Source organism: Belliella buryatensis, from assembly GCF_900188245.1.
In the GTDB taxonomy this organism is placed as follows: domain Bacteria; phylum Bacteroidota; class Bacteroidia; order Cytophagales; family Cyclobacteriaceae; genus Belliella; species Belliella buryatensis.
Map to the genome: position 1 here is coordinate 96947 of NZ_FZOK01000006.1, position 22812 is coordinate 119758.

The following is a 22812-nucleotide window of genomic DNA, read 5'->3' on the forward strand; positions in this document are numbered from 1 at the left end:
CGGAATGGACGGGACTCGAACCCGCGACCTCCTGCGTGACAGGCAGGCATTCTAACCAGCTGAACTACCACTCCATTATTTTTGAGTTGTTGTAATGATAAAGATTTTTTGCAACTCAAAACAAAAAACCTTGCGGAATGGACGGGACTCGAACCCGCGACCTCCTGCGTGACAGGCAGGCATTCTAACCAGCTGAACTACCACTCCTTTTGTTACCTTCTCGTTTGAAGTGATGCAAAGGTAGTATTTTGGCTTTTCATTGCAAAAAATCAATCAAAAAAAATGATTGGCACCTAGGTATAATTCTAACTTTCAAATAGATAAATTTAATTGATGTTTTGTTTTTGTTTTAAAAGGACGGGATTTGATGGTAGATTGAGGTATTATATGCTGATTTTTTTTCTCGCAATAGATTTTTCTAGGGGGATTAAAATGGAACCATCGATATAAAAAAGTTTCTAATCGGTATATTATTTTTATCTTTGCCTTAGTCAAAAACGCTTATTATGGTATTAGAATTTGAAAAACCAATTGCTGATCTTGAGACCAAGTTGCAAGAAATGAAAGACTTGGCAAAGGGTAGAAACATTGATTTGTCTGCTGATATTCAGTCGTTGGAAGAAAAAATACAAGCTTTGAAAAAAGAAACATTCCAGAATTTGACTAGATGGCAGCGGGTTCAGCTATCTAGACATGCAGATAGACCTTATGCCTTAGATTATGTTTATGAAATGACCAATGATTTCATAGAACTACATGGAGACAGATCTGTCAAAGACGATAAAGCCATGATAGGTGGTTTAGGAGATTTGGACGGAAGAACAGTAATGTTTATCGGTCAGCAAAAAGGTAGGAATACCAAACAAAGGCAAGAGCGTAATTTTGGGATGGCGAATCCTGAAGGCTACAGAAAAGCACTTCGGTTGATGAAAATGGCTGAGAAGTTTGGAAAGCCTATTGTTACTTTGATTGATACGCCTGGTGCATTTCCTGGTTTGGAAGCTGAAGAAAGAGGACAAGGTGAAGCCATAGCTAGGAATATCAAAGAGATGTTCATGTTGAAGGTGCCTGTTATTTGTATCATCATAGGAGAGGGTGCTTCAGGTGGTGCTCTTGGAATTGCAATAGGAGATAGAGTATTGATGTTAGAGAACACCTGGTACTCAGTAATTTCTCCTGAATCATGTTCCTCTATTCTTTGGAGATCATGGGATTATAAAGAGCAAGCAGCAGAAGCTCTTAAACTCACCGCTCCTGATATGCAAAAGAATGGCCTAATAGATGGAATTATTGAGGAACCACTAGGAGGTGCACACAAGGATATGAAGAAAATGGCTAGGACGATTAAGACTTCAATCCTAGAAGCCTTAAAAGAACTGGATAAAATCAAAGCAGAAAAAAGAATTGACCAAAGGATTGATAAATTCTGCTCTATGGGGGTAGTTGTTGAATAAATTATTCTGATCCCATAATAACTTAACTGAATGATTGAAAAATGAGGTGAAGTTATTATGGGATTTTTGTTTTTAGATAAAATAGAATTATGAATTTGCATGTTGTCAATACTGGATTTTTCAAGCTAGATGGAGGAGCCATGTTTGGTGTCGTACCCAAAACCCTATGGTCTAGAACCAATCCAGCTGATGAGAATAATCTTTGTACATGGGCTATGAGATGTCTTCTAGTAGAAAATCAAGGCAGAATCGTATTGATTGACAATGGTATTGGGGATAAGCAGGATGCAAAGTTTTTTTCACATTATTACCTTCATGGAGATGTTTCCCTGAAGGGTTCTTTGAATCAATTAGGGTTAGACCGTGCAGACATTACAGATAATTTTCTTACACACCTACATTTTGATCATTGTGGAGGAGGAGTGAGTTATGTAAATGGAGTTCCGGATCATTTTCAAATGACATTTCCAAATGCCAAATATTGGACGAATGCTGATCATTGGAATTGGGCCACTGTACCCAATGCAAGAGAGAAAGCCTCTTTCCTAGAAGAGAATATTTTTCCTATGCAAGAGAGTGGTCAGCTTGCATTTCTTGATATTGAATCACCACAGCTTTTTGAGGGATTTGAATTTTTTACTGTAGACGGCCATACTGATAAGCAAATGATTCCAAAAATCCGGTATAAAGATAAAACAATCGTTTTTGCAGCAGATTTACTTCCATCGGTAGGTCATATACCACTTCCATATGTGATGGGATATGATACCAGACCTTTACTGACTTTAAAAGAAAAGAAAAGATTTTTGGAAGAGGCAGCAGCCAATCAATATATCATATTCTTGGAACACGACCCACAATTCGAATGTTGTACCGTGAAAATGACAGAAAAGGGTGTCCGACTAGATCAAACTTTCCAACTCAATGAAATCTAATCCAAAAATTGGCCTTGCTTTCTCCGGTGGAGGAATAAGAGGCATTGCTCATCTTGGCGTGATTAAGGCATTGGACGAATATGGCATCAAAGCGGATCAAGTGAGTGGAAGTAGCGCTGGAGCTATAGCTGGAGCCATGTACTGCAATGGGTATACAGCAGAAGAAATTTACGAAGCTATTATCAAAACTAATTACTTCAAATTCATGCGTCCAGCTATAAGTTGGACAGGTATATTGAAGATGGATACTGTAGTTGAGCTTTTTAATAAATATTTCCCTGTTGATGATTTTTCTGCACTTAAAATCCCTTTGACAGTCGCTGCTACTGATATTAAAAGAGGGAAGGTAGTGTATTTTTCTAAAGGTCCACTGATCAAGCCTGTGATGGCGTCTTCTTGTATCCCTGGAATGTTTGACCCAATTGAAATTGATGGAAGATATTATGTTGATGGAGGCGTATTGAATAATATGCCAGTCGAGCCCCATGATGGAGTCTGTGATGTGATCATAGGAGTCAATTGTAATCATTTGCCAGAAGAACATAACATCAAAAACATCAAGAATTTAATCGAAAGGACAGTAATCATGTCCATGAATTATAATGTTTATAGTAGAAAAAATAAATGTGATTTTTTCATAGAGCCTCAAGGCTTAGCAAAATACGGTGTATTTGATATCAAAAAATCTAAAGATATTTTTGAAGCTGGATATAAGGCAACATGTGAATACATAGAATCTAACCCTGAGTTTAGGTCATTAGGGAAATCCGAACAAAAAGTAGAAGTCAAATGATGAAGTTCCTATCAAATGTGGTGTTTTGGCTAACGGGCTGGAAATTTGTGTCTGTATGGCCAAGAGAGTTGAAAAAAGCTGTTTTAATAGCTATTCCTCATACAAGTAATTGGGATTTACTTTATGCCAGAGCTGCCTTTTATTTGATGGATGTACCAGTTAAGTTTACCATAAAAAAAGAAGTAATGGTAGGACCTTTAGGTTGGTTGATCAAGTCTTTGGGAGGTATTGGCATTGATAGGAAAAGAACTCCTGGTAAAAAGAAGCAGACTTATACAGAGCTGATGATTAATTTGCTTAAAGAAACTGATGAGTTAGTCATGATGGTCACACCTGAAGGAACAAGAAGCTATGCACCCAAATGGAAATCAGGTTTTTATCATATTGCTCTTGGTGCTCGGGTACCTGTTGTGGTTGGTTATCTAGACTATAAAAAGAAGGAAGCTGGATTAGGCCCTATCATTATGCCTGACGGTAATATGGATGCACAAATCGAAGAAATGAAAGCTTTTGGGCGCACCGTAACTGCCAAATATCCAGAGCAAGGAATTAGATGATTTAAAGTTTTTAATGTGAGTTTGTTTAAAGTTAATTTACTCTAGCCAAATCCATTTCAGTTTTAGCTTTTATACCAACAATATTTTCAAGAAAAGAAATCGTTGCATCTCTTACGGCTTGCCAATCTTTTGAAGTGATTTCTGAAGCGATCACGTGGTCCCCTGATTCTGGGAAGGGAGATTTTAATTTTTGTTCAGATAAAGTACTCACCGATTCAAACATTTCAAGCATTTTTGGCACAGACACCACAAAGTCCTGTTCTTGATCATTTTTATAATAGTATCCCAAGAATAATGGCTGCTTGATTTTTTTGAATGTCTGCTCGTTCATAGTACTCCTTAAAAGAACTCCCAAACTAACATAACTATTCAAGTGATATTCCTCTGACCAGTATTTAGCCTTTTCACCTTCTCGTTGATTGATGCGCATGCCGTCTTTGATTAAGAAGTTTTCAGCGAGGTATTTATTCCAAGGTTGAAAAAATCTATCTAAGGCTTTCCCACCTTCTTCCACTGCTGGTGAGTATAGAATCAAAGCTTTCATGTCGGGTCTTTCTGCAGCCAAATTCAAACTCAATGCTCCCCCCATGGAAGTTCCAATAACGATCACACTGTCTCCAATGCTTTTTCCTATCATGTAAGCTTCCCTAGCTGCTTCTAGTAAAAGCTTTGCTGATAGGTGTTTCATGGCATCAGGTCTTGATATACCATGTTCTGGAAGCCTAGCCAAGTAGAGATTTGCATTGAAATATTCTGCAACCTGTTCATGCACTGGCGAACCTTCCTTTTCGCTAGCACCGAAACCATGAATATAAACAATGGAGTAGGGTGTTTTAGTCTTACTAGAATCAGCCCAGACTATTCTAGCACTTGTGCCAGGCTTCAGCCCAGTAACAGTATCCTCTATTGCCTTGATGTAATTTTCTAAGAGTGTTGGATCGGTGGGGATTTGGTGATACTCCCCAGACAAGTCTTCGATTTCAGCCTTCGGGCCAAGCATATAAACAATAGCAAGTAGCATTGCAATGGCCATGATGATTGTGAGTATTCGTTTAAGCATAAATATAGGGTTACTTATTAAAAGGGTTACTTCTATTTCATGTTTTGATAGTTCAAAGATAGTCTTTTCAATTTTGTTTACTTTTATAATATTTCACGCTATATTTTTTACATTTGAGTAATCGCTCAATTCAACTCATATGAAAATTCAAATACATTATTTATTAACATTAAGCATAGCTACGGTACTTTTTAATGCTTGTCAAAATCAGGGAACAGAGACTTATCAATTTCAAGTCAATGACATAGAAGATCATATCATCACCTTATCTTCAGATGACTTTCTTGGTCGGATGCCATTTACAGAGGGGGAGGAGCTGACTACTTCCTATTTGGTTAATGAATTTAAAAATCTTGGACTTGAACCTGGAAATGGAGATTCATTTTTTCAAGAAGTACCAATGGTGTCTATTCTAGCTACTCCTGCAGCGCAGATGACAATCAGTTCTGAGAAAGAGAAAATAAGATTGGATGGATTGAAGGATTATGTGATTTGGACACAAAGGACTGATCCAAGCGTTGGCTTCGAAGATGTTGAACTCGTTTTTGCGGGTTTTGGAATAGTTGCACCAGAATATGATTGGGATGATTATAAAGGGCTCAATGTTAAAGACAAGATCGTAGTAGTTCTGGTGAATGATCCAGGTTTTGGGACTGATGATGAAGCTTTTTTCAAGGGAAATACCATGACTTATTATGGTAGATGGACCTATAAATATGAAGAAGCTATCAGGCAGGGAGCTTTGGGATGTTTGATCGTTCATAATACCATCCCAGCTGGTTATGGATTCAATGTGGTGCAAAATAGCTGGAATACTTCTAAACTTTACCTAGATGATAGGGGAAAAGAATCTTACAAACTTGCTTTTGAAGGTTGGATTACCTTGCCAGTTGCGAATAGACTTTTTGAAATGGCTGGATTGAATGAAAGAGAGATGCTAGCGAAAGCGCGGAAGGTTGATTTTGAACCTATTGCAATGAATTTGAAAGCTACAAGCTTAATTGAAGTAAGTGCTTCCTATAATACTAGCAAAAACGTCATGGCCAAAATTACTGGTAAAACTGCTCCAGATGAGGTGATTATTTATACGGCCCATTGGGATCACTTAGGGATCGGAAAGCCGGATGAATTTGGAGATAGCCTTTATAATGGTGCATTAGACAATGCCAGTGGGACGGCCGCTCTATTGGCTATGGCTAAAGCTTTTAAAAATGATGCTCAGACAGATCGGACAGTGGCTTTTCTTGCAGTAACTGCTGAAGAGCAAGGTCTATGGGGTTCGGCCTATTACGCTCAAAACCCGATCTTCCCAAAGGAAAAGACAGTGGCCAATATCAATATGGACGGCATCAATCCTTACGGGAAAATGAAAGATGTATCTTTGATTGGTATGGGTCAATCTACATTAGAAGATATTCTTATTGAAGAATTGGAAAAAGTGGAGAGATATGCTTCCCCTGACCCAACTCCATCAGCTGGCTTTTATTTCAGGTCTGACCATTTCAATTTTGCAAAAATTGGAATTCCAGCCCTCTATATCGGAACTGGTATTGATCATTTTGAAAAAGGAAAAGAATATGGTAAGCAGCTTCAAGAAGAATACACTGCAAAATATTATCACAAGCCATCTGATGAATATGACCCAAGTCGCTGGAACCTTGATGGGGCAGTAGATGATGTGCAGCTTTTATATCAAGTAGGAAGGAGGCTAGCCAACGATTCTAACTGGCCTCAATGGAAGCCAGGTTCAGAGTTTAAGGCGGTTAGAGAGGCATATTTAAACAAATAAGTTTGTGCATCTTAGAATAATATTTCTCGGTATAGCATTGATTGTCCTGAGTTTTGGGCAGCTGAAGTCTCAAGACTTTATTCCTTATCGTTCAGTTTATGTAGAACTTGGAGGTGCTGGACTTCCATATTCATTCAATTACGATTTCAGGTTTGACAAAAAAGATATTCATTCTTGGGGTATGAGAGTTGGCGCGGGTGGTTATGCGTTTTTTGAGGGGGATAAGTTTTTCTCACTTCCTGTTTTAGTAAACAAGCTATATGGTCCAGGCCCAGGTTATTTTGAAATGGGAGCTGGGTTAACTCTCGTGGCATTTAGCAGTTCTAAGCCAAACTCTAGAAGTGACTTCACTCAATTTGTTTTGCCATTTGATGGCTCACCTAATATGATGGGCGTGATGAGCTTTGGGTATAGACACCTTCCAAAGCAAGGTGGGTTTACTTGGAGGACCAATTTGAACCCTATTTTTAACACCAAAGGGTTTTGGCCTTTATGGATAGGGTTAGGAATTGGATATGCCTTTCAATAAGTAATAAGACCGTTTTTTGAATTTCTTGTTAGTATTACAAACAAAAAATGAATTTTTGTAAACTCTTTTATTACCTTGATCGTTACAGAGTTTGTTTTGGTAAAAATTATGGAAAAATTACTTAAAAACATGCGGGTCGATGTGAATGAGAAAATTTACATGAAAGATCCTTTTAGTTCTGATTTGGGTAAGGAAATAGTCAATAATAGCCTTGAATTGATTCCTGAGTTAGGACTTGAAAATTTTACTTTTAAAAAGTTAGCCTTAAGGATTGGTTGTACAGAAGCCGCCATTTACCGATATTTCGAAAATAAGCACAAGCTCATGCTATTTTTGACTTTGTGGTATTGGGGTTTCTTGGAACAAAATCTTGTTCTATCCACTTTAAATCTCAGTGATCCAAAAGAAAGGTTGAAAATTGCCATTAAGATTTTGGTCACAGGTCCGATTTATAAAATCAATGATTATGTGGATCCTATTTCTTTAAAAAAATTGGTTATCGACGAATCAACCAAAGCTTATATGACCAAAGAAGTAGATGCTGATTATAAAAATGGTTTCTTTAACCTATACAATAGGCTAGGTGAGCGAATCGCGAATATTATTCTTGAAATAAACCCAAACTATGAATTCCCTAAAACACTGGTTTCTACAGTAATGGAATCAAGTCTATTACAATCTTATTATTCAGAACATATTCCAAGTCTTACTGATATTCACCCCATGGATAGTAAGAAAGTGGAGTTTTTCCAAAAACTTGTATTTAAAGCCATAGAAAATGAAAATTGAAGTAGCACTTACTCCTCTGAAAAGATTTATGAGATTTCTTGAAGAGGAAAAGAGAGATGTTTATGCTATTTATTTCTACGCAATCCTCAATGGTATTGTCTCCTTAAGTTTGCCTTTGGGCATTCAAGCCATATTGAATTTTATCTTAGGAGGAAGAATATCGACATCTTGGGTAATTCTAGTTGTAGTAGTAGGAGCTGGGATTTCATTTGGTGGTTTTCTCCAAATCAGTCAGCTGTATCTTACTGAGAAACTTCAACAACGAATCTTTACCAAGTCTGGGTTCAGTTTTGCTTATAGACTTCCGAGGCTAAAATTAGATGCTTTGCATGATAAGCACGCTCCAGATCTTGTCAATAGATTTTTTGATGCAGTCAATTTACAAAAGGGGCTTGCAAAGATTTTGATTGACTTCTCCACAGCCTCTATACAGGTTTTCTTTGGTTTATTATTGCTTGCACTTTATCACCCATTCTTCATCATCTTCGGGTTTATTCTGATCCTATTATTGATTTTGATTTTCTATTTCACCAGCCCCAAAGGAATGGAAACCTCCTTGAAGGAATCTACCTCTAAGTATAAAGTTGCTTATTGGCTTGAAGAAATAGGCAGGACTATGGCTACTTTTAAGTTGGCAGGGACATCTAAGCTTCCTTTTATGAGAGTAGACAAGCTTTTACAAACTTATGTGGAATTTAGAAATAAGCACTTTGCTGTGCTGATTTTTCAATACAAGATATTGATTGCTTTTAAAGTTCTAATTGTATGTTCTTTGCTCGTAGCAGGTAGTTTGCTATTGATTAATAATGAAATCAGTATTGGCCAATTTGTTGCAGCTGAGATTATTATTGTATTAGTCGTGGGTTCAGTTGAAAAATTAATTTTGACACTGGAAACTGTATATGATACCCTAACAGCTACTGAAAAAATGGGCCAAATCATGGATTTACCTGTTGAAAGAATAGAAGGTACTGATAAATCATTGACAAGTGAATTTACAGGTTTAGAGTTCAAAGTGCAAAATGTAACCTATCAATCAAGAGATCTTCAGATCAATATATTAGATGATGTGTCATTTCATTTGAAGACAGGCGAAAAAGTGATTCTCACTGGGACAAGTGGAAGCGGTAAAAGTACGCTGATGTATCTTATGGCTGGATTATACTCTGAATATAAGGGTAAGATCTTTGTCAACGGACTTCCGATTGATATGATGAATTTGGATAAATTTAGAAGCTTTGTAGGAGACAGTTTGACACATCAATCTATTTTTCATGGTTCCATTTATGAAAATATCACGCTTGGCAAAGATGTAGAGTCCAAACAGTTGAAGGAAATTATAGAATTGGTTGGTTTAAAGGAATATGTCTTTGCATTAAACGATGACCTAAACACTATGCTAATGCCTGAAGGAAAAGGCCTAAGTAAAAAGATTATTAGCAAGATTATCATGGCTAGATGTCTAGTAGGTAACCCTAAGGCATTGATTCTAGAAGACTTATTTACTTATTTTGATCCTGAGTTGAAGAAAAGTATTGGAGATTATATCCTAGCAGGCCCTTGGACAACCATGATGATATCTGATGATATGGATTTGCTTAAGAAAGCACCAAGAGTAATCGAATTGAGCAATGGTAAAGTAGTCTTTGACGGTCCAAGTGAAGCTTATTTTGAATTTAAAAACCTTTAATCTTCTAGCCCTATGTTGAATATTTCAAGAAATAACGTCGAGAAGAAAGTTTCTTTTGAAGGTTTCAAAAGCTTAGTCATGTCTGAACCTTCAGATCAGAGCAAAAAAAGAGTGCGGGTTATGCTTTGGTTTTTGTTGGGGACTGTATTGTTTATATTTCTACCTTGGACCCAAAATGTCAGGTCGAATGGATATGTAACAGCTTTACGTCCGGACCAAAGACCTCAAACGGTACATTCTATTATCGCAGGTAGGATTGAAAAATGGTATGTTTCAGAAGGGGATTATGTGAGCAAAGGTGATACAATACTTTTGATTTCTGAGATTAAAGATGACTACTTTGATCCACAACTTTTGGAGAGAACCCAACTTCAGGTTGATGCAAAAGTATTATCAGCCAAGTCTTACGAGCAAAAAGTAAAGGCACAACAAATGCAAATTGATGCCTTAAGATCAAATAATATTTTAAGAAAAGAACAAGCGACTAATCGGCTTCGAATGGCAGAATTGAAAGTAACTTCAGATAGCATCCGCTTTGAGCAGGCTAAAGTTAATTTCAGTATCGGTGAACAACAGTTGCAACGAGCGGAGGAACTTTTAGAAAAAGGTTTGAGGTCTCTTACTGATTTTGAAACAAGAAAACTGAGGTTTCAAGAAGTACAAGCTAATTTGATTGCCTCTGAAAATAATTTATTAAGTTCTAGAAACGAATTGATAGCTGCTCAGATTGAATTGAATGCTATTGATAACGATTTCAGAGATAGAGTTGCTAAAGCAGAATCAGAAATGTACTCCGCAATGTCATCCCAATTTGATTCAGAAGCTGCCGCAACGAAGCTCTCCAATCAATTTACTAATTATGAGTTTAGGACAGGGTTCAGGCACATATTGGCTCCTCAGGATGGATATATTACGCAAGCCATTCAAGTAGGTATCGGTGAGACAATCAAAGAAGGTGCACAGATTTTGAGTATTCTACCTGCTGATGCACAACTTGCTGTAGAGATGTTTGTAGAACCAGTAGATTTACCACTTTTAAGACCTGGTAACAAGGTTAGATTTATTTTTGACGGTTGGCCAGCAATCGTATTTTCGGGCTGGCCTCAGCTATCAAATGGTACTTTTGGAGGTAAAGTAGTAGCAATTGATAATTTTGCTGGTCCAAATAATAAATACAGAGTATTGGTAGTAGAGGATCCTGAAGAAGACCCATGGCCTTACGCACTTAAAATTGGCTCTGGTGCAGATGGTATCGCCTTACTTAACGATGTGCCTATTTGGTATGAAATATGGCGACAGCTTAATGGTTTCCCTGCTGATTACTATACTAGAAAAGAAAAACTTGCCAACAAGGATAATAAATAAGCAAGCATGAGGTATCTCAAAGGTTTATGTTTTGGGCTTTTACTATTGCTAACTCAAGTTACTTTAGCTCAGGAAACACTCAGTTTTGATCAATATATAGAATGGGTTAGGTTTTATCATCCGGTAGCGAGGCAAGCTGATATAAATCTACGTTTTGGAGAGCAAGAGCTCAGAATGGCCAGAGGTGGATTTGATCCTAAGCTATTTGGGAATTATGATAATAAGCAGTTTAATGGAACTGAATATTACGATAAGAGAGAAGGTGGAATTTCTGTTCCTACTATGGCTGGTGTGGAGTTAAAAGGTGTTTTTGAACAAAATAGAGGAACTTTCTTAAATGCGGAAAGAACAGTTCCAAGTAATGGTTTAATTGCAGCTGGTGCATCCGTCAATTTAGGCCAAGGATTATTGATTGATCAAAGAAGAGCTACATTGAGGCAAGCCGAGATTTACAAGGATTTGACCCAGTCAGAAAGGCAACTTTTCCTCAATGATTTATATGTAGATGCCACTAGTGCGTATTGGTTTTGGTCAGCATCTTATCAGAATCTGAAGATTTTGGAGGAGAGCGTAGAGCTAGCTCAAATTAGGTTTGAGGCAGTCAAAGAAAGTTTTGTACAAGGTGATTTGCCTGCTATCGATACTGTGGAGGCGTACACTCAAGTGATGAATAGGATATATAGATTCCAATCTGCACAAATTGATTTTGTAGATGCATCGCAAAGCTTGAGCACCTTCTTGTGGGATGAAGAAGGACAGCCATTGAATTTGATTGAAGGGATATTTCCACAGGATGTATTAGCTCCTCTAGAATTGGACTACGATCAAGCAGCATTGAGAGGTCTTGTAGCTAATCATCCAGTGATAAGGATTACAGATTTTGAATTGGCTAGTTTAGATATTGAGCGTCGATGGAAAGCAGAGCAATTGAAGCCTGTTGTAAAAGTGAATTATAATTTCCTGACAGAGACAGTTGGTCAATTTAATGAAGCGCCTTTTTTTGAAAATAATTACAAGTGGGGTGTCACCATCATGACTCCGATTTTCTTAAGAAAGGAAAGAGGTGGTTTGGGATTGACCAAAGCAAAAATTGATTTTAAACAAAATGATAGAGATTTGAAATTTCTACAGCTTCAAGCAAAGTTAGAAGCGGAAATTAATAATTTCAGAACACTAGGAGATCAATTAGGCGTATTTAATGCAAATATTGTGGGTTTGGAGAGTTTACTTGAAGGTGAGCAGATTCGATTTCAAATAGGAGAGAGCTCTCTTTTCTTGATCAATGCTAGGGAGGTTTCTGTGCTGGATGGAAGATTAATTCTAAATGATCTGGCGGCAAAAAGAAAGATTGCTTACGCCAAAATGCTCAATGCTGCAGGGATTGGGTTTGATGAGTAAAAGAAATCCTTAGCTGAATAAATTCAGCTAAGGATTTCTGATCAAACCCCCAACTTCCAACCTTCTCTGTATTCTCTTTTTACAAATTGATTGGCTGGGTCGAAATTAGTGACTTTCATATTTGGCCCGTCCCAAACTAATTTAATTCCTCGGCCTGGATAATCAAAACCATTACCAGTGGTACGTGGTATTCTGTAATCATAGCTTCTGATAGCTAGATTCCCCATCAGAACTGACTCCGTAAGTGGTCCCGCAATTGAAAATGGAGAACTGAGATTATTGTAAGCATTGCTTCCATAGCCTTCGATACAAGCTTCTACCCAGTTATTATAATGACCAGCATCACCATTAGGAACTCGATAAAGTGTTTCAGGCACATTGATTTCGGCAGTTTTAGACGTTGGGAGAAGTTGTGGATTTCTTCCATAGGTACCACACATCATTTTCCCTTTGGTACCTTCTATGATGACTCCATTACCACCATCTCCCATCACCTCATTTGGCCCGAGTTCTTCTGGCCTAGCAGGCTGGATTCCCCCATCCATCCAATGGAAAGATAGGTCTTCTTTGCCTTCTCTTTTAAATTTCAAAGTAATGTGAGAAGAAGGAGGACAGCTATCTGGGAAATAACCTCTCTGGAACTCTCCTATGTAAACTGAGCCTACACTGCACTCAGCTGATTCCGGGTATCCTAATCCCAAAACTCTAAAAGGAGGCTCCATGATATGGCAAGCCATATCACCTAATGCACCTGTACCATAATCCCACCAACCTCTCCAGTTAAATGGGATCAAATTGGCTACGTAATTTTTTTGAGGTGCTGTTCCAAGCCATAGATCCCAGTCCAAATCAGCAGGAGGAGTAGCTGATTCCTTTGGCCATGGTATTCCTTGTGGCCATACTGGCCTGTCAGTCCAGCAGTATACTCGGGTAGCTTCTCCGATCAATCCTGCATTATACCATTCCATCATTTTCCTGACTCCTTCTCCAGAGGATCCCTGATTCCCCATTTGTGTTACGACCTTATACCTGTCGGCAGCTTGGGTGAGAACTCTTGCTTCGTAAATATCATGCGAAAGTGGTTTTTGAACATACACATGCTTACCTAGCTGCATCGCAGCTATGGCTTGAATGGCATGCATGTGGTCAGGGGTAGAGATGGTGATGGCATCTATATTTTGATGTTCTTTGTCAAGCATCTCTCTATAATCTCTGTAATATTTAGCTTTAGGATGATCCTCCACAGCTCTTTTTGCTCTCGTATCATCCACATCGCATAAGGCAATAAAGTCAGCTTTACCGGAATTAAAAGTTCCTCTTACATCATTGTAACCCATCCCACCTACACCGATACCTGCTACTCTTAGTTTATCTGATGGAGCGATAAAACCAGGTCCTCCAAGCACATGTCTTGGAACTAAATAGAATCCTGCCAATGCGGTAGCAGAAGCTTTAATGAAACTTCTTCTGGAGTTTTGGTCTTGGGGTTTATTGTCTTTTTTCATTTGAATAGAGAAGTTTTTTGGTTTGATCAATCTCTAAATTAGAGTTTTTTATTTTTTTGCCTTGTCTTTGGGTGTTTTTTTTATCTCAAATATTTCAATTTTACATGGATGGAGGTTGTTATTCAATACGACATTGAAAAACCACCTAGCATGAGAATATAGCTGATTGCAGTGGATACAATTGTAATTTCAGAAAATTGGCATTAATATGCCTATTCATTTAAAATCAACATGGGAGACTTTATTATTAATTTCAGTAATTGGATTTGGGACACACCTATGCTTGTCTTACTGATGGGAGGCGGGTTTATTTTATTCGTTTATTCAGGATTTTTACCATTTAGAAGGCTAGGTCATGCAATCAAGCTAGTACAAGGCAAATATGATGATCATAACCTTCCTGGTCAGATCTCATCTCGTCAAGCCTTATCAGCTGCAATTGCGGCGACAGTGGGTCTTGGAAATATCAGTGGGGTTGCTATCGCTATTAATATGGGTGGTCCAGGTGCAATATTTTGGATGTGGATGTCTGCATTTGTGGGAATGGCTACCAAATACTTTTCTTGTAGCCTGGCAATTATGTATCGGGGAAAAGACTCCAATGGAGAAGTGCAAGGGGGGCCGATGTATGTGATTGAAGAAGGTATGGGTAAAAAGTGGAAGCCCTTGGCTATCTTATTTTCAGTTGCCGGAGTCCTTGGTTTGCTTTCTATTTTTCAAGCCAATCAACTTACTGCAGTACTTCGTTCTGTACTTTTTATTCCCAATGGTTTGGATGGGGGAGAAAGTACTAAATGGGTGTTAGGGATTTCTATGATGTTGATAGTAGGAGTAGTGATTCTTGGAGGGATCAAAAGAATTGCAATGGTGGCTTCACGATTAGTACCATTTATGGTGGGGGTTTACTTTATTTCTGTAGTTATCATTTTGATCCAATATATCGGCAATGTGCCAGCGATGTTACATTTAATCATAGTGGATGCATTTACAGGTCAGGCAGTAATGGGAGGCGCAGTAGGAGCGGTCATTATTCTAGGTGCAAGAAGAGCTGCTTTTTCAAATGAAGCTGGTATTGGGACAGCTCCAATGGTACATGGTGCTTCCAAAAACAACGAGCCTGTCAGGGAAGGTTTGATTGCAATGCTAGGACCATTTATTGATACAATAGTTGTATGTACGCTGACAGCTTTGGTGATTTTATTGACAGGAGTATGGGAAAGCACCGAAAATGATGGCGTAAGGTTAACGCTATCTGCTTTTGAGATGGCTTTACCGGGTATTGGAAAGTATCTCTTGATGATCGCAGTGCTAGTCTTTGCTATGTCAACCATGTTTACTTATTCTTATTATGGGCATAAATGTTTTATTTATTTATTTGGCCCAAAGAAGGCTGATTATTACAATTATTTTTACTTATTGACTATCGTAGCGGGTGCCGTAGTTTCTCTTGAAGTTGTGGTAAGTTTTATTGATGGTATGTATGCTGTGATGGCTATTCCAACGATGATTTCGACTGTATATCTTGCTCCAAAAGTAAAAGCAGCCACAAAAGAATATTTCAATAGAATGGGTAAAGTATAGTTATGAAGATTCTTGTCGCTCCAAATGCTTTCAAAGGTGCCCTTGATGCGCTTGAAGCTGCAAAAATTATAAAAGCTGAGTTGGAGCAAAGAGATCCTTATTTTAATATTGAAATAAGTCCCATTGCCGATGGAGGTGATGGGACTTGTGATTTATTAGGAAGCGCTTTGGGTTTAGAGAAAGTGGAAGTAATTACCCTAGACGCTATCGGGAGATCGAAATTAGGATATTACTATTGGGATAGATATAAGCAGCTAGCTTTCATTGATGTGAGTATAGTTTCTGGGATTAAGGTTTTGAATAAAAATCAAATAAATCCCTTTATAGCAAGTACTTACGGTACCGGACTTTTAATCAAAGATGCTATAGCAAGAGGAGTGGTGCAAGTTTATTTGGGTTTGGGAGGTAGCGCGAGTATTGATTTGGGTATTGGGATTCTTCAAGCTTTGGGTTTTTCATTTTTGGATGACAAAGGAAGAGCGCTAATCCCATTCACGGATTCCTTTTTTACAAAAATTAGTCATATCCAAAGACCTATTCAAGCATCTAAAATTAGATTTACTTGTATCTGTGATGTGTCAAATTCATTTTTTGGTGCTAATGGGGCAGTAAAAACATTTGGGCCTCAAAAGGGCTTACCCATTAGTGAAATTGAGGAATTTGAGACTAAATCTAAGAGAATCACTGACTTATTGTCGCTAAAAACATTAAAGGATATCCCCGATAGCTTTGGTTTTGGTGCTGCTGGCGGCATTGCTTATGGATTGAGTTATTTTTATCCAGTAGAGATTGAAGCTGGCTCTAGTTGGTTTTTTAATATCATCAACCTTGAAGAAAAGATAAAGCATTGTGATACTGTAATCACAGGAGAAGGAATCTACGACAGGCAATCTAAAGACGGAAAAGGATGCTTTGAGCTACTTCGTTTAGCCAAAAAATTCAATAAGAAATCTATATTAATCACTTCAAAGGTAGAGGGAATAGAACCTGATTTTGATCAAGTAATTCTATTACCGTATTTGGATTTTAATAGTGGAAATTTCAAAGATTTGGCGAGAGGGAATTTAAAAAGTGCTTTGGCAAACATAGAAATTTAAAAAGGCCTCAAATTTACTTTTGAGGCCTTTTTTGAAATTACTGAATCATTTTGATTCTTTCTTTTATCAAATCACCCACAGATTTGTCTTCAATTAATTTACCATTTCTTATTTTCATATCAATTGAACTTTCAAGTTCAACTCGGTGATAAATTCTTTTTTGCCTTCCTGAAGGAACACCAGTAATTCGAGATATTGCTGCATCAAGTAAAGGGTCATCAAGATCACCGAATGGTTTGAAAGGAAGAAAGTTAAGCTCGTTTATTGTAATATCGGGTTGGAACCCCAAACTATAATCTGATTGATCTAAACTGTTAAAACTCTTTGAAATTATTGGTAATATACCATAGTTGTTTCCTGAATTATTTTCATCTTCTAAAGCTACAGAACCAACATTTTTTCCCATCGTAGTAGCACCTATTATTTCAATGTCTAAATATGGTTTAAGGCCATTAATTATCAATTCACTAGCAGATGCAGTTCTAGCTGAGGTAAGAATATAAATTTTATTACTCTTCAATTGATTTCCAATGTTTTGATTTTTTTCTAAGAATTTAGTTTGGACGTTTTTAAACCTATCATCTCTTGAAAGAAAACTATTATATTTTGTTTTGGAAAAGATACTTTCTGAGTTAATACTAGGCGCAACAAGACTTGCTAGATTAACTGCACTACTTACAAATCCGCCTCCATTGTATCTAAAGTCTATAATCAATTCATTTACTCCTTCTGACTTGAGTCTTTCAAAAATTTGATCCATTTGATTGTCATAGATTTGAGGTTGGCCAGCTACTCCAGGTGCAAAGAAGTGATAAACTACATAACCGATTTTATGATCACCAATAGTGTAGATTGTATCCAGAAAATTCGGGTTTTCTGAGATTACTATAGGTTGTAGGTTTATAGTACCTTGATCAACAAAGCTATTTTCCGATTCGTCATACCTAGAATATGTCACAGAGTGGTTAGAAGAAATCTCTCTCAAAGCTGTCAAATAATTATTTATGGTTAAAGTTGTTCCATTGATAGCGTTGATGACATCTCCTCTTCTTAAAGATGCTTCTTCAGCTGGACTACCTTTTTTGATATAAGTAATAAAAGCGCCTACAGAATTGGTGTTAGAAAACTGCACCAATCTAAATTCATATCCAGCTTCTAGGTTTGTTCCCTCTAGACTGCTAATTAATTCTTGGTAATTTGGAAAAATAGCTGAAAATCTATCTGTTGGAGTGAAAAGTAATGAAGTAAAATAGTCCTCAGGGTCTGAATTGATTGCAATAGGAATTTTCATGTCTTCTAACCAGTAATAGACTTGATCCATCACTGCTTTGATCCATGTATTAACTGCTCTATTAGAAGAATCATTGGTTGGCCTTTCATCGTCTTTATCTTGGCAAGCACTGAAAGCAAAGAATCCAAAAATCAAGATTAGAATAATCTTCCTTATTTTAATATTTTCCATTGTATACAAGCTTATATATGATCCAAAACAGCTTTTTGACTACAGATGTTCAATATAATTAAAATGTGATTTTAAAATTGAAAAAATTTTAAAAAAAACACCTCAATAAGAGGTGTTGATTGAAATATCTGATGTTTTGCTGTCAAGCAATTGACCCCTCTCACACTTGAGAACCCGATAAGGATATTTTCTTAATAAGTCATGATTATGAGTGGCCATCAAAATAGCTGTACCTTGCTTATTGATCTCTTGGAATAACTTAAAAACACCATCTGCTACATCAGGATCCAAATTCCCGGTAGGTTCATCAGCCAAAAGAATCTCTGGATCATTGATCAATGCCCTAGCAATCACCACGCGCTGTTGTTCTCCACCAGATAGTTGGTGAGGCATTTTACTAGCTGCATCAGCAAGGCCTACTTGCATCAATACCTCTGCCATTCGGTTTTTCATTTTGCTTTTATCTTTCCAACCCGTAGCTTTCATAACAAAAAATAAGTTTTCCGCTACCGATCGATCAGGGAATAATTGAAAATCTTGAAACACAATGCCTAGTTTCCTCCTTAAATACGGCACTTCTTTAGTTTTGATTTTATCAAGACCATAACCTACAATTTCAGCTTTTCCCATTTTCAATGGAAGATCCGCGTATAATGTTTTTAATAAAGAACTTTTCCCACTTCCAGTTCTTCCTATCAAAAAAACAAATTCCTTTTTTTCTATACTAAAAGTTACATTGGTTAATACAGCATCAAGATCCTGGAATATCCCGGCTTCCTGTACATGTATGATTGGTTCTGTTTGAAAATCCATTGTTACAACTCAAGTTTTTGTAATTTCCCAAAAGGGAGCTCTTGAATTAATTTTTCTAATTCATCCTCCTTACCTTCAAGCCCAAATTTCTCAGCATTCTTCATAGGTCGGTCAGCTCTAAAGTATGCCACTAACACAAAGTTTTCATCTCTGATTTGAATGTAGTCTGGAATTTTTGCTTTACCTTTTACTTTAATGATGTACATAGGGATTTTATTGTAGTGGATTTGGATAAATTACCCATGATATACATTATTCCGCAATGATTGTTCACAGATAAATGTACATCATGGGCTTTCAGATTATTTTCCAGCTGCCTTGGCGTGGTCAGCCAAGAATGTAGCCAAACCAGAATCTGTCAAAGGATGCTTCAATAGACCTGTGATTACTTTCAATGGACAAGTGACCACATCTGCACCGATTTCTGCACATTTGATCAAATGCATAGTATGTCTAACTGAAGCAGCGAGTACTTCTGTAGCGAAACCATAAGTACTATAAATATGTACGATTTGTTCGATCAACTCCAAGCCATCGTAAGAGATATCATCCAATCTTCCAATAAATGGAGAAAGGTATGTAGCCCCAGCTTTTGCGGCAAGAATCGCTTGACCTGCTGAAAATACAAGTGTACAGTTTGTCCTGATTCCTTCAGAGTGAAAATATTTGATTGCTTTTACACCATCTTTGATCATTGGGATTTTCACTACGATCTTATCGTCGATTTTTGCTAGCTCTTTTCCCTCTTTGATCATTCCCTCAAAGTCTGTAGAGATCACTTCAGCACTTACCTTGTCATCTACGATATCGCAGATAGCTTTGTAGTGTGCTCTAACATTTGCATCTCCGCTGATGCCTTCTTTTGCCATCAAGGATGGGTTGGTGGTCACGCCATCAAGTACGCCTAAATCATAGGCTTCTTTGATTTCGTCAAGATTTGCGGTGTCAATAAAGAATTTCATTGCTATTAGGTTTAAAGATTGTTTTTATGATCCAACAAAGTTAAAGGAATATCTAGGATTTGGAAGGTTCCAGAAATGCTTTATTCCAAAAAGAACTATTAAATTCCGATTTGATGTTGTAACCTGTTTTTAAAACGAATTTTATGTCAAAATCAAAAAGGAGTGAAAATAGAGTCACCATGACTCAGGTATTTAAAACCATCATTTGGCCAAGGAAAAGACAGCTATTAATAGGACTGATTTTAATTGTAATCAGTAGACTTTCTGGACTGGTTCTTCCAGGAGCTTCCAAAATCTTAATAGATGATGTAATTCCATCAAATGATTTAGGATTATTGAAATGGCTAGTTGCTGGTGTTGTCTTAGCTATTTCTATACAGTCCATAACTTCTTATGCCCTTACACAAATCCTGAGTGTTGAAGCACAACATTTGATTGCTAAACTGAGGGCTAAAGTACAGCGGCATATCATACAACTTCCTGTTAGGTTTTTTGATAATACTAAAACAGGTGAACTAGTGTCTCGAATAATGACTGATGTAGAAGGTGTAAGAAATCTTGTGGGTACTGGTTTTGCACAAATGATAGGAGGGATTTTGACAGCAGTTATTTCTCTTGTTTTACTTATCTACATTAGCCCTTTGATGACATTATATGTTTTAGTACCAGTTATCATATTTGGATTGATTTCCTTGAAAGCTTTCGGGAAAATCAGACCGATTTTCAGAGAAAGGGGTAAAATCAATGCTGAAGTAACTGGCCGATTGACTGAGACATTAGGGGGTATTCGAGTAATCAAAGGTTTTAATGCAGAAGAACAAGAAATCAGATCTTTTGAGTCAGGAGTTAATCGACTTTTTCTCAATGTTAAAGCTAGTTTGACTGCGACAAGCTTTGTGACCTCGTCTGCTACCTTTCTTCTAGGACTTGCATCAGCGGGTATTATGGGGATAGGAGGTTATATGATTATGGATGAACAGATGACATTTGGGGATTTTCTTGCTTTCACTCTTTATTTAGGTTTCATGATCGCTCCGATAGTTCAGATGAGTAATATTGGAAGTCAGTTTACAGAAGCTTTTGCTGGATTAGACAGAACAGAGGAAATCATGAATTTGACTCTGGAGAGTTCAGGTGGAAATAGAAATATTCAACTACCCAAGATTAACGGGGAAGTTCTGTTTCAAAATGTTTCCTTCTCTTATGAGGAAGGCAAAGATGTTTTACATGATATTTCATTTAAGGCTCCAGCAGGTTCTGTTACAGCATTAGTTGGGACTTCGGGTTCAGGTAAGACTACAATTGCTGGAATAGCTGCTTCATTTTTGAATCCCGAGTCTGGAAAAGTTCTAATTGATGGGGTGGATATGCAAGAGGTCACATTGGAGAACTTTAGATCACAGTTGGGTGTAGTGCTTCAAGATGATTTTTTATTTGAAGGAACTATTAAGGAAAACATACTCTTTCCTAGGCCCCAGGCCACTGAGCAAGATTTGAAAAGTGCTGTGAAAGCAGCGCATGTGGATGAATTTACCGATAGGTTTGAAGATGGACTCGATACTTTGATAGGAGAGAGAGGAGTCAAATTATCAGGTGGGCAAAGACAGCGAATAGCCATTGCTAGAGCTATTTTAGCAGACCCAAGGATTTTAGTTTTAGATGAAGCTACTTCAAACTTGGATACAGAAAGTGAGGCTTTGATTCAAGCAAGTTTAAGAGATTTGATGCAAGGTAGAACCACCTTTGTCATTGCACACAGATTGAGCACGATTAGACAGGCAGATCAGATTTTGGTGATTGAGCAAGGCAGGATTGTAGAACAGGGGCAACATGAAGAACTTATCTCCAAACAAGGAAGGTATTATCAATTATATACCTATCAGGCTAGAATATGAAATAAAAAAAGAGAGGTCATAGCCTCTCTTTTTTTTATTGTTTAAAAATCAAATTAGGAAAGTGATTGATTTTCTTTCGATGCCAATTCAAGTATTTTTTCGTACTCACTTGGCTCAAGATCCTTGAAGAAGTAATGTACTGGGTTGACATACCTGCCATCTTTAAGAATCTCGTAATGCACGTGTGGAGCTGTTGAAGAACCTGTGTTTCCAACGGTTCCGATTTGATCGCCTCTTTTTACTTTTTGACCTTTTCGCACGGTAAATTCATTCATGTGAGCATAACGCGTGACAAACCCAAAACCGTGGTCAATTTCTATATACTTTCCATATCCGCCAAAAACTGTCTTTACATCAATCACAACACCATCTCCGGTAGCATAAATCGGTGTACCCTTAGGTGCTGAGAAATCAACACCTGTATGCAGTTTCCTAACTTTTAAAATTGGATGAAGTCTATTTCCAAAACCGGATGCAAGCCTAGTCAATTCTTCGTTGATAATGGGTTGAATGGCAGGAATAGATGCCCAATATTCATCTTTGTTGAGTGCCATTTCTGAGACCTCATCATAACTGATGTTTTGTACATAGAGTTGCCTCTTAAGATCATCTACTTTAGACCTCAAATCAATGATTAATTTTTCTGGATTAAGTCCTTTTTCTTTGATTTCCTTGTACCGATCAGTACCGCCAACTCCAGCTCTTCTAATATCAGAAGGGATTGGTTCAGTTTCAAAAATGACTCTGTAAAGGTTGTCGTCTCTTTGCTGAAGGTCCACAAGCATTTGGCTCATTTGATTCACTTCAGACTCCATCAATTGATAATAGTATTTGAGCTCTTTATTTTCTTTTTTTAGAATAAGCTCTTTGGGGCTATCAAAGTAATAATTGAAAACGATCAAAATACCTACTGCCAGAATCAAGGCTGAGGAAAGAAAACCTAGGGTATTCAGTGTAATATCCCACTTGCTACGTTGGTATCTTTCGTATTTACAGGTTTTTGGGTCGTAGTAATATTTTATTCTACTCATTATAAATTGCAGGGTAATTATTCTAATTTTGCAAACCTCAGTGGGTTTTTGGTGATTTCTTAATCCGAAGCTCGCAAATATATAAATTAAGATAATATAATCCGAAC

20 protein-coding genes and 2 tRNA genes are annotated in these 22812 nt (G+C 37.4%); 13 read left to right on the forward strand and 9 right to left on the reverse strand.

Annotated features, from left to right (window positions below):
• Together CHB66_RS07665 and CHB66_RS07670 are read right to left on the reverse strand one after the other, a co-directional pair.
• Positions 1-74: transfer RNA gene (locus CHB66_RS07665), tRNA-Asp, on the reverse strand.
• A gap of 59 nt (positions 75-133) precedes the next feature.
• Positions 134-207, reverse strand: a tRNA-Asp gene (locus tag CHB66_RS07670).
• A gap of 299 nt (positions 208-506) precedes the next feature.
• Here CHB66_RS07670 and CHB66_RS07675 point away from each other — a divergent pair.
• The 4 genes from CHB66_RS07675 (at position 507) to CHB66_RS07690 (ending at position 3739) form a co-directional block, all read left to right on the forward strand.
• Entirely contained in the window at positions 507-1454 is a 948-nt protein-coding gene (locus tag CHB66_RS07675) for an acetyl-CoA carboxylase carboxyltransferase subunit alpha (protein ID WP_089239641.1), read from the forward strand.
• A gap of 89 nt (positions 1455-1543) precedes the next feature.
• Positions 1544-2389: an MBL fold metallo-hydrolase gene (locus CHB66_RS07680; RefSeq protein WP_089239643.1), complete on the forward strand. Its 846-nt coding sequence runs from the start codon at positions 1544-1546 to the stop codon at positions 2387-2389.
• Complete coding sequence (locus CHB66_RS07685) at positions 2379-3182, forward strand: patatin-like phospholipase family protein (RefSeq protein ID WP_089239645.1); 804 nt, start codon at positions 2379-2381, stop codon at positions 3180-3182. The genes CHB66_RS07680 and CHB66_RS07685 overlap by 11 nt, the downstream gene beginning before the upstream one ends.
• A complete protein-coding gene (locus tag CHB66_RS07690; protein WP_089239647.1) occupies positions 3179-3739 on the forward strand; it encodes a 1-acyl-sn-glycerol-3-phosphate acyltransferase in 561 nt (186 codons plus the stop codon). Before CHB66_RS07685 ends, CHB66_RS07690 begins: the two co-directional genes overlap by 4 nt.
• 31 nt (positions 3740-3770) lie before the next feature.
• On the opposite strand, the gene CHB66_RS07695 is transcribed toward CHB66_RS07690, so the two are convergent.
• Positions 3771-4799 (reverse strand): alpha/beta hydrolase, encoded by a 1029-nt coding sequence (locus tag CHB66_RS07695; RefSeq protein WP_089239649.1) that lies wholly within the window; start codon positions 4797-4799, stop codon positions 3771-3773.
• A 139-nt stretch (positions 4800-4938) separates the two neighbouring features.
• On the opposite strand from CHB66_RS07695, the gene CHB66_RS07700 reads away from it, so the two are divergent.
• From CHB66_RS07700 to CHB66_RS07725, 6 genes are all read left to right on the forward strand, one after another.
• Positions 4939-6588 (forward strand): M28 family peptidase, encoded by a 1650-nt coding sequence (locus tag CHB66_RS07700; RefSeq protein WP_089239651.1) that lies wholly within the window; start codon positions 4939-4941, stop codon positions 6586-6588.
• Positions 6589-6592: 4 nt separating this feature from the next.
• Complete coding sequence (locus CHB66_RS07705; protein ID WP_089239653.1) at positions 6593-7117, forward strand: hypothetical protein; 525 nt, start codon at positions 6593-6595, stop codon at positions 7115-7117.
• A 108-nt stretch (positions 7118-7225) separates the two neighbouring features.
• Positions 7226-7906, forward strand: coding sequence for a TetR/AcrR family transcriptional regulator (locus CHB66_RS07710; RefSeq protein WP_089239655.1), 681 nt, complete (start codon positions 7226-7228; stop codon positions 7904-7906).
• On the forward strand, positions 7896-9596 hold the full coding sequence (locus CHB66_RS07715; protein ID WP_089239657.1) for a peptidase domain-containing ABC transporter: 1701 nt from the start codon (positions 7896-7898) through the stop codon (positions 9594-9596). Before CHB66_RS07710 ends, CHB66_RS07715 begins: the two co-directional genes overlap by 11 nt.
• Before the next feature lie 12 nt (positions 9597-9608).
• Positions 9609-10961 (forward strand): HlyD family secretion protein, encoded by a 1353-nt coding sequence (locus tag CHB66_RS07720; RefSeq protein ID WP_089239659.1) that lies wholly within the window; start codon positions 9609-9611, stop codon positions 10959-10961.
• Positions 10962-10967: 6 nt separating this feature from the next.
• The gene (locus CHB66_RS07725) at positions 10968-12359 is read left to right on the forward strand and encodes a TolC family protein (protein WP_089239661.1); all 1392 of its coding nucleotides are present in this window, start codon (positions 10968-10970) and stop codon (positions 12357-12359) included.
• Between the two features lie 41 nt (positions 12360-12400).
• Here CHB66_RS07725 and CHB66_RS07730 read toward each other — a convergent pair whose 3' ends face one another.
• On the reverse strand, positions 12401-13864 hold the full coding sequence (locus CHB66_RS07730; RefSeq protein ID WP_089239663.1) for a Gfo/Idh/MocA family protein: 1464 nt from the start codon (positions 13862-13864) through the stop codon (positions 12401-12403).
• A 231-nt stretch (positions 13865-14095) separates the two neighbouring features.
• Here CHB66_RS07730 and CHB66_RS07735 point away from each other — a divergent pair, with 231 nt between their 5' ends.
• Together CHB66_RS07735 and CHB66_RS07740 are read left to right on the forward strand one after the other, a co-directional pair.
• Positions 14096-15445: an alanine/glycine:cation symporter family protein gene (locus CHB66_RS07735; RefSeq protein WP_089239665.1), complete on the forward strand. Its 1350-nt coding sequence runs from the start codon at positions 14096-14098 to the stop codon at positions 15443-15445.
• A 2-nt stretch (positions 15446-15447) separates the two neighbouring features.
• Positions 15448-16542, forward strand: coding sequence for a glycerate kinase (locus CHB66_RS07740; protein WP_089239668.1), 1095 nt, complete (start codon positions 15448-15450; stop codon positions 16540-16542).
• A 37-nt stretch (positions 16543-16579) separates the two neighbouring features.
• Here CHB66_RS07740 and CHB66_RS07745 read toward each other — a convergent pair whose 3' ends face one another.
• From CHB66_RS07745 to fsa, 4 genes are all read right to left on the reverse strand, one after another.
• Positions 16580-18004: a S41 family peptidase gene (locus CHB66_RS07745; protein ID WP_089239670.1), complete on the reverse strand. Its 1425-nt coding sequence runs from the start codon at positions 18002-18004 to the stop codon at positions 16580-16582.
• Between the two features lie 102 nt (positions 18005-18106).
• Positions 18107-18817 (reverse strand): cell division ATP-binding protein FtsE, encoded by a 711-nt coding sequence (locus tag CHB66_RS07750; RefSeq protein ID WP_089239672.1) that lies wholly within the window; start codon positions 18815-18817, stop codon positions 18107-18109.
• Positions 18818-18819: 2 nt separating this feature from the next.
• Entirely contained in the window at positions 18820-19023 is a 204-nt protein-coding gene (locus CHB66_RS07755; RefSeq protein WP_089239674.1) for a fructose-6-phosphate aldolase, read from the reverse strand.
• A gap of 96 nt (positions 19024-19119) precedes the next feature.
• The gene (fsa, locus tag CHB66_RS07760) at positions 19120-19779 is read right to left on the reverse strand and encodes a fructose-6-phosphate aldolase (RefSeq protein WP_076501979.1); all 660 of its coding nucleotides are present in this window, start codon (positions 19777-19779) and stop codon (positions 19120-19122) included.
• A gap of 143 nt (positions 19780-19922) precedes the next feature.
• Here fsa and CHB66_RS07765 point away from each other — a divergent pair, with 143 nt between their 5' ends.
• Entirely contained in the window at positions 19923-21674 is a 1752-nt protein-coding gene (locus tag CHB66_RS07765; protein ID WP_089239676.1) for an ABC transporter ATP-binding protein, read from the forward strand.
• 53 nt (positions 21675-21727) lie between these two features.
• Here the strand turns inward: CHB66_RS07765 and CHB66_RS07770 are convergent, their stop codons facing one another.
• Positions 21728-22705: a M23 family metallopeptidase gene (locus CHB66_RS07770; RefSeq protein WP_089239678.1), complete on the reverse strand. Its 978-nt coding sequence runs from the start codon at positions 22703-22705 to the stop codon at positions 21728-21730.
• Positions 22706-22812: the final 107 nt, after the last annotated feature.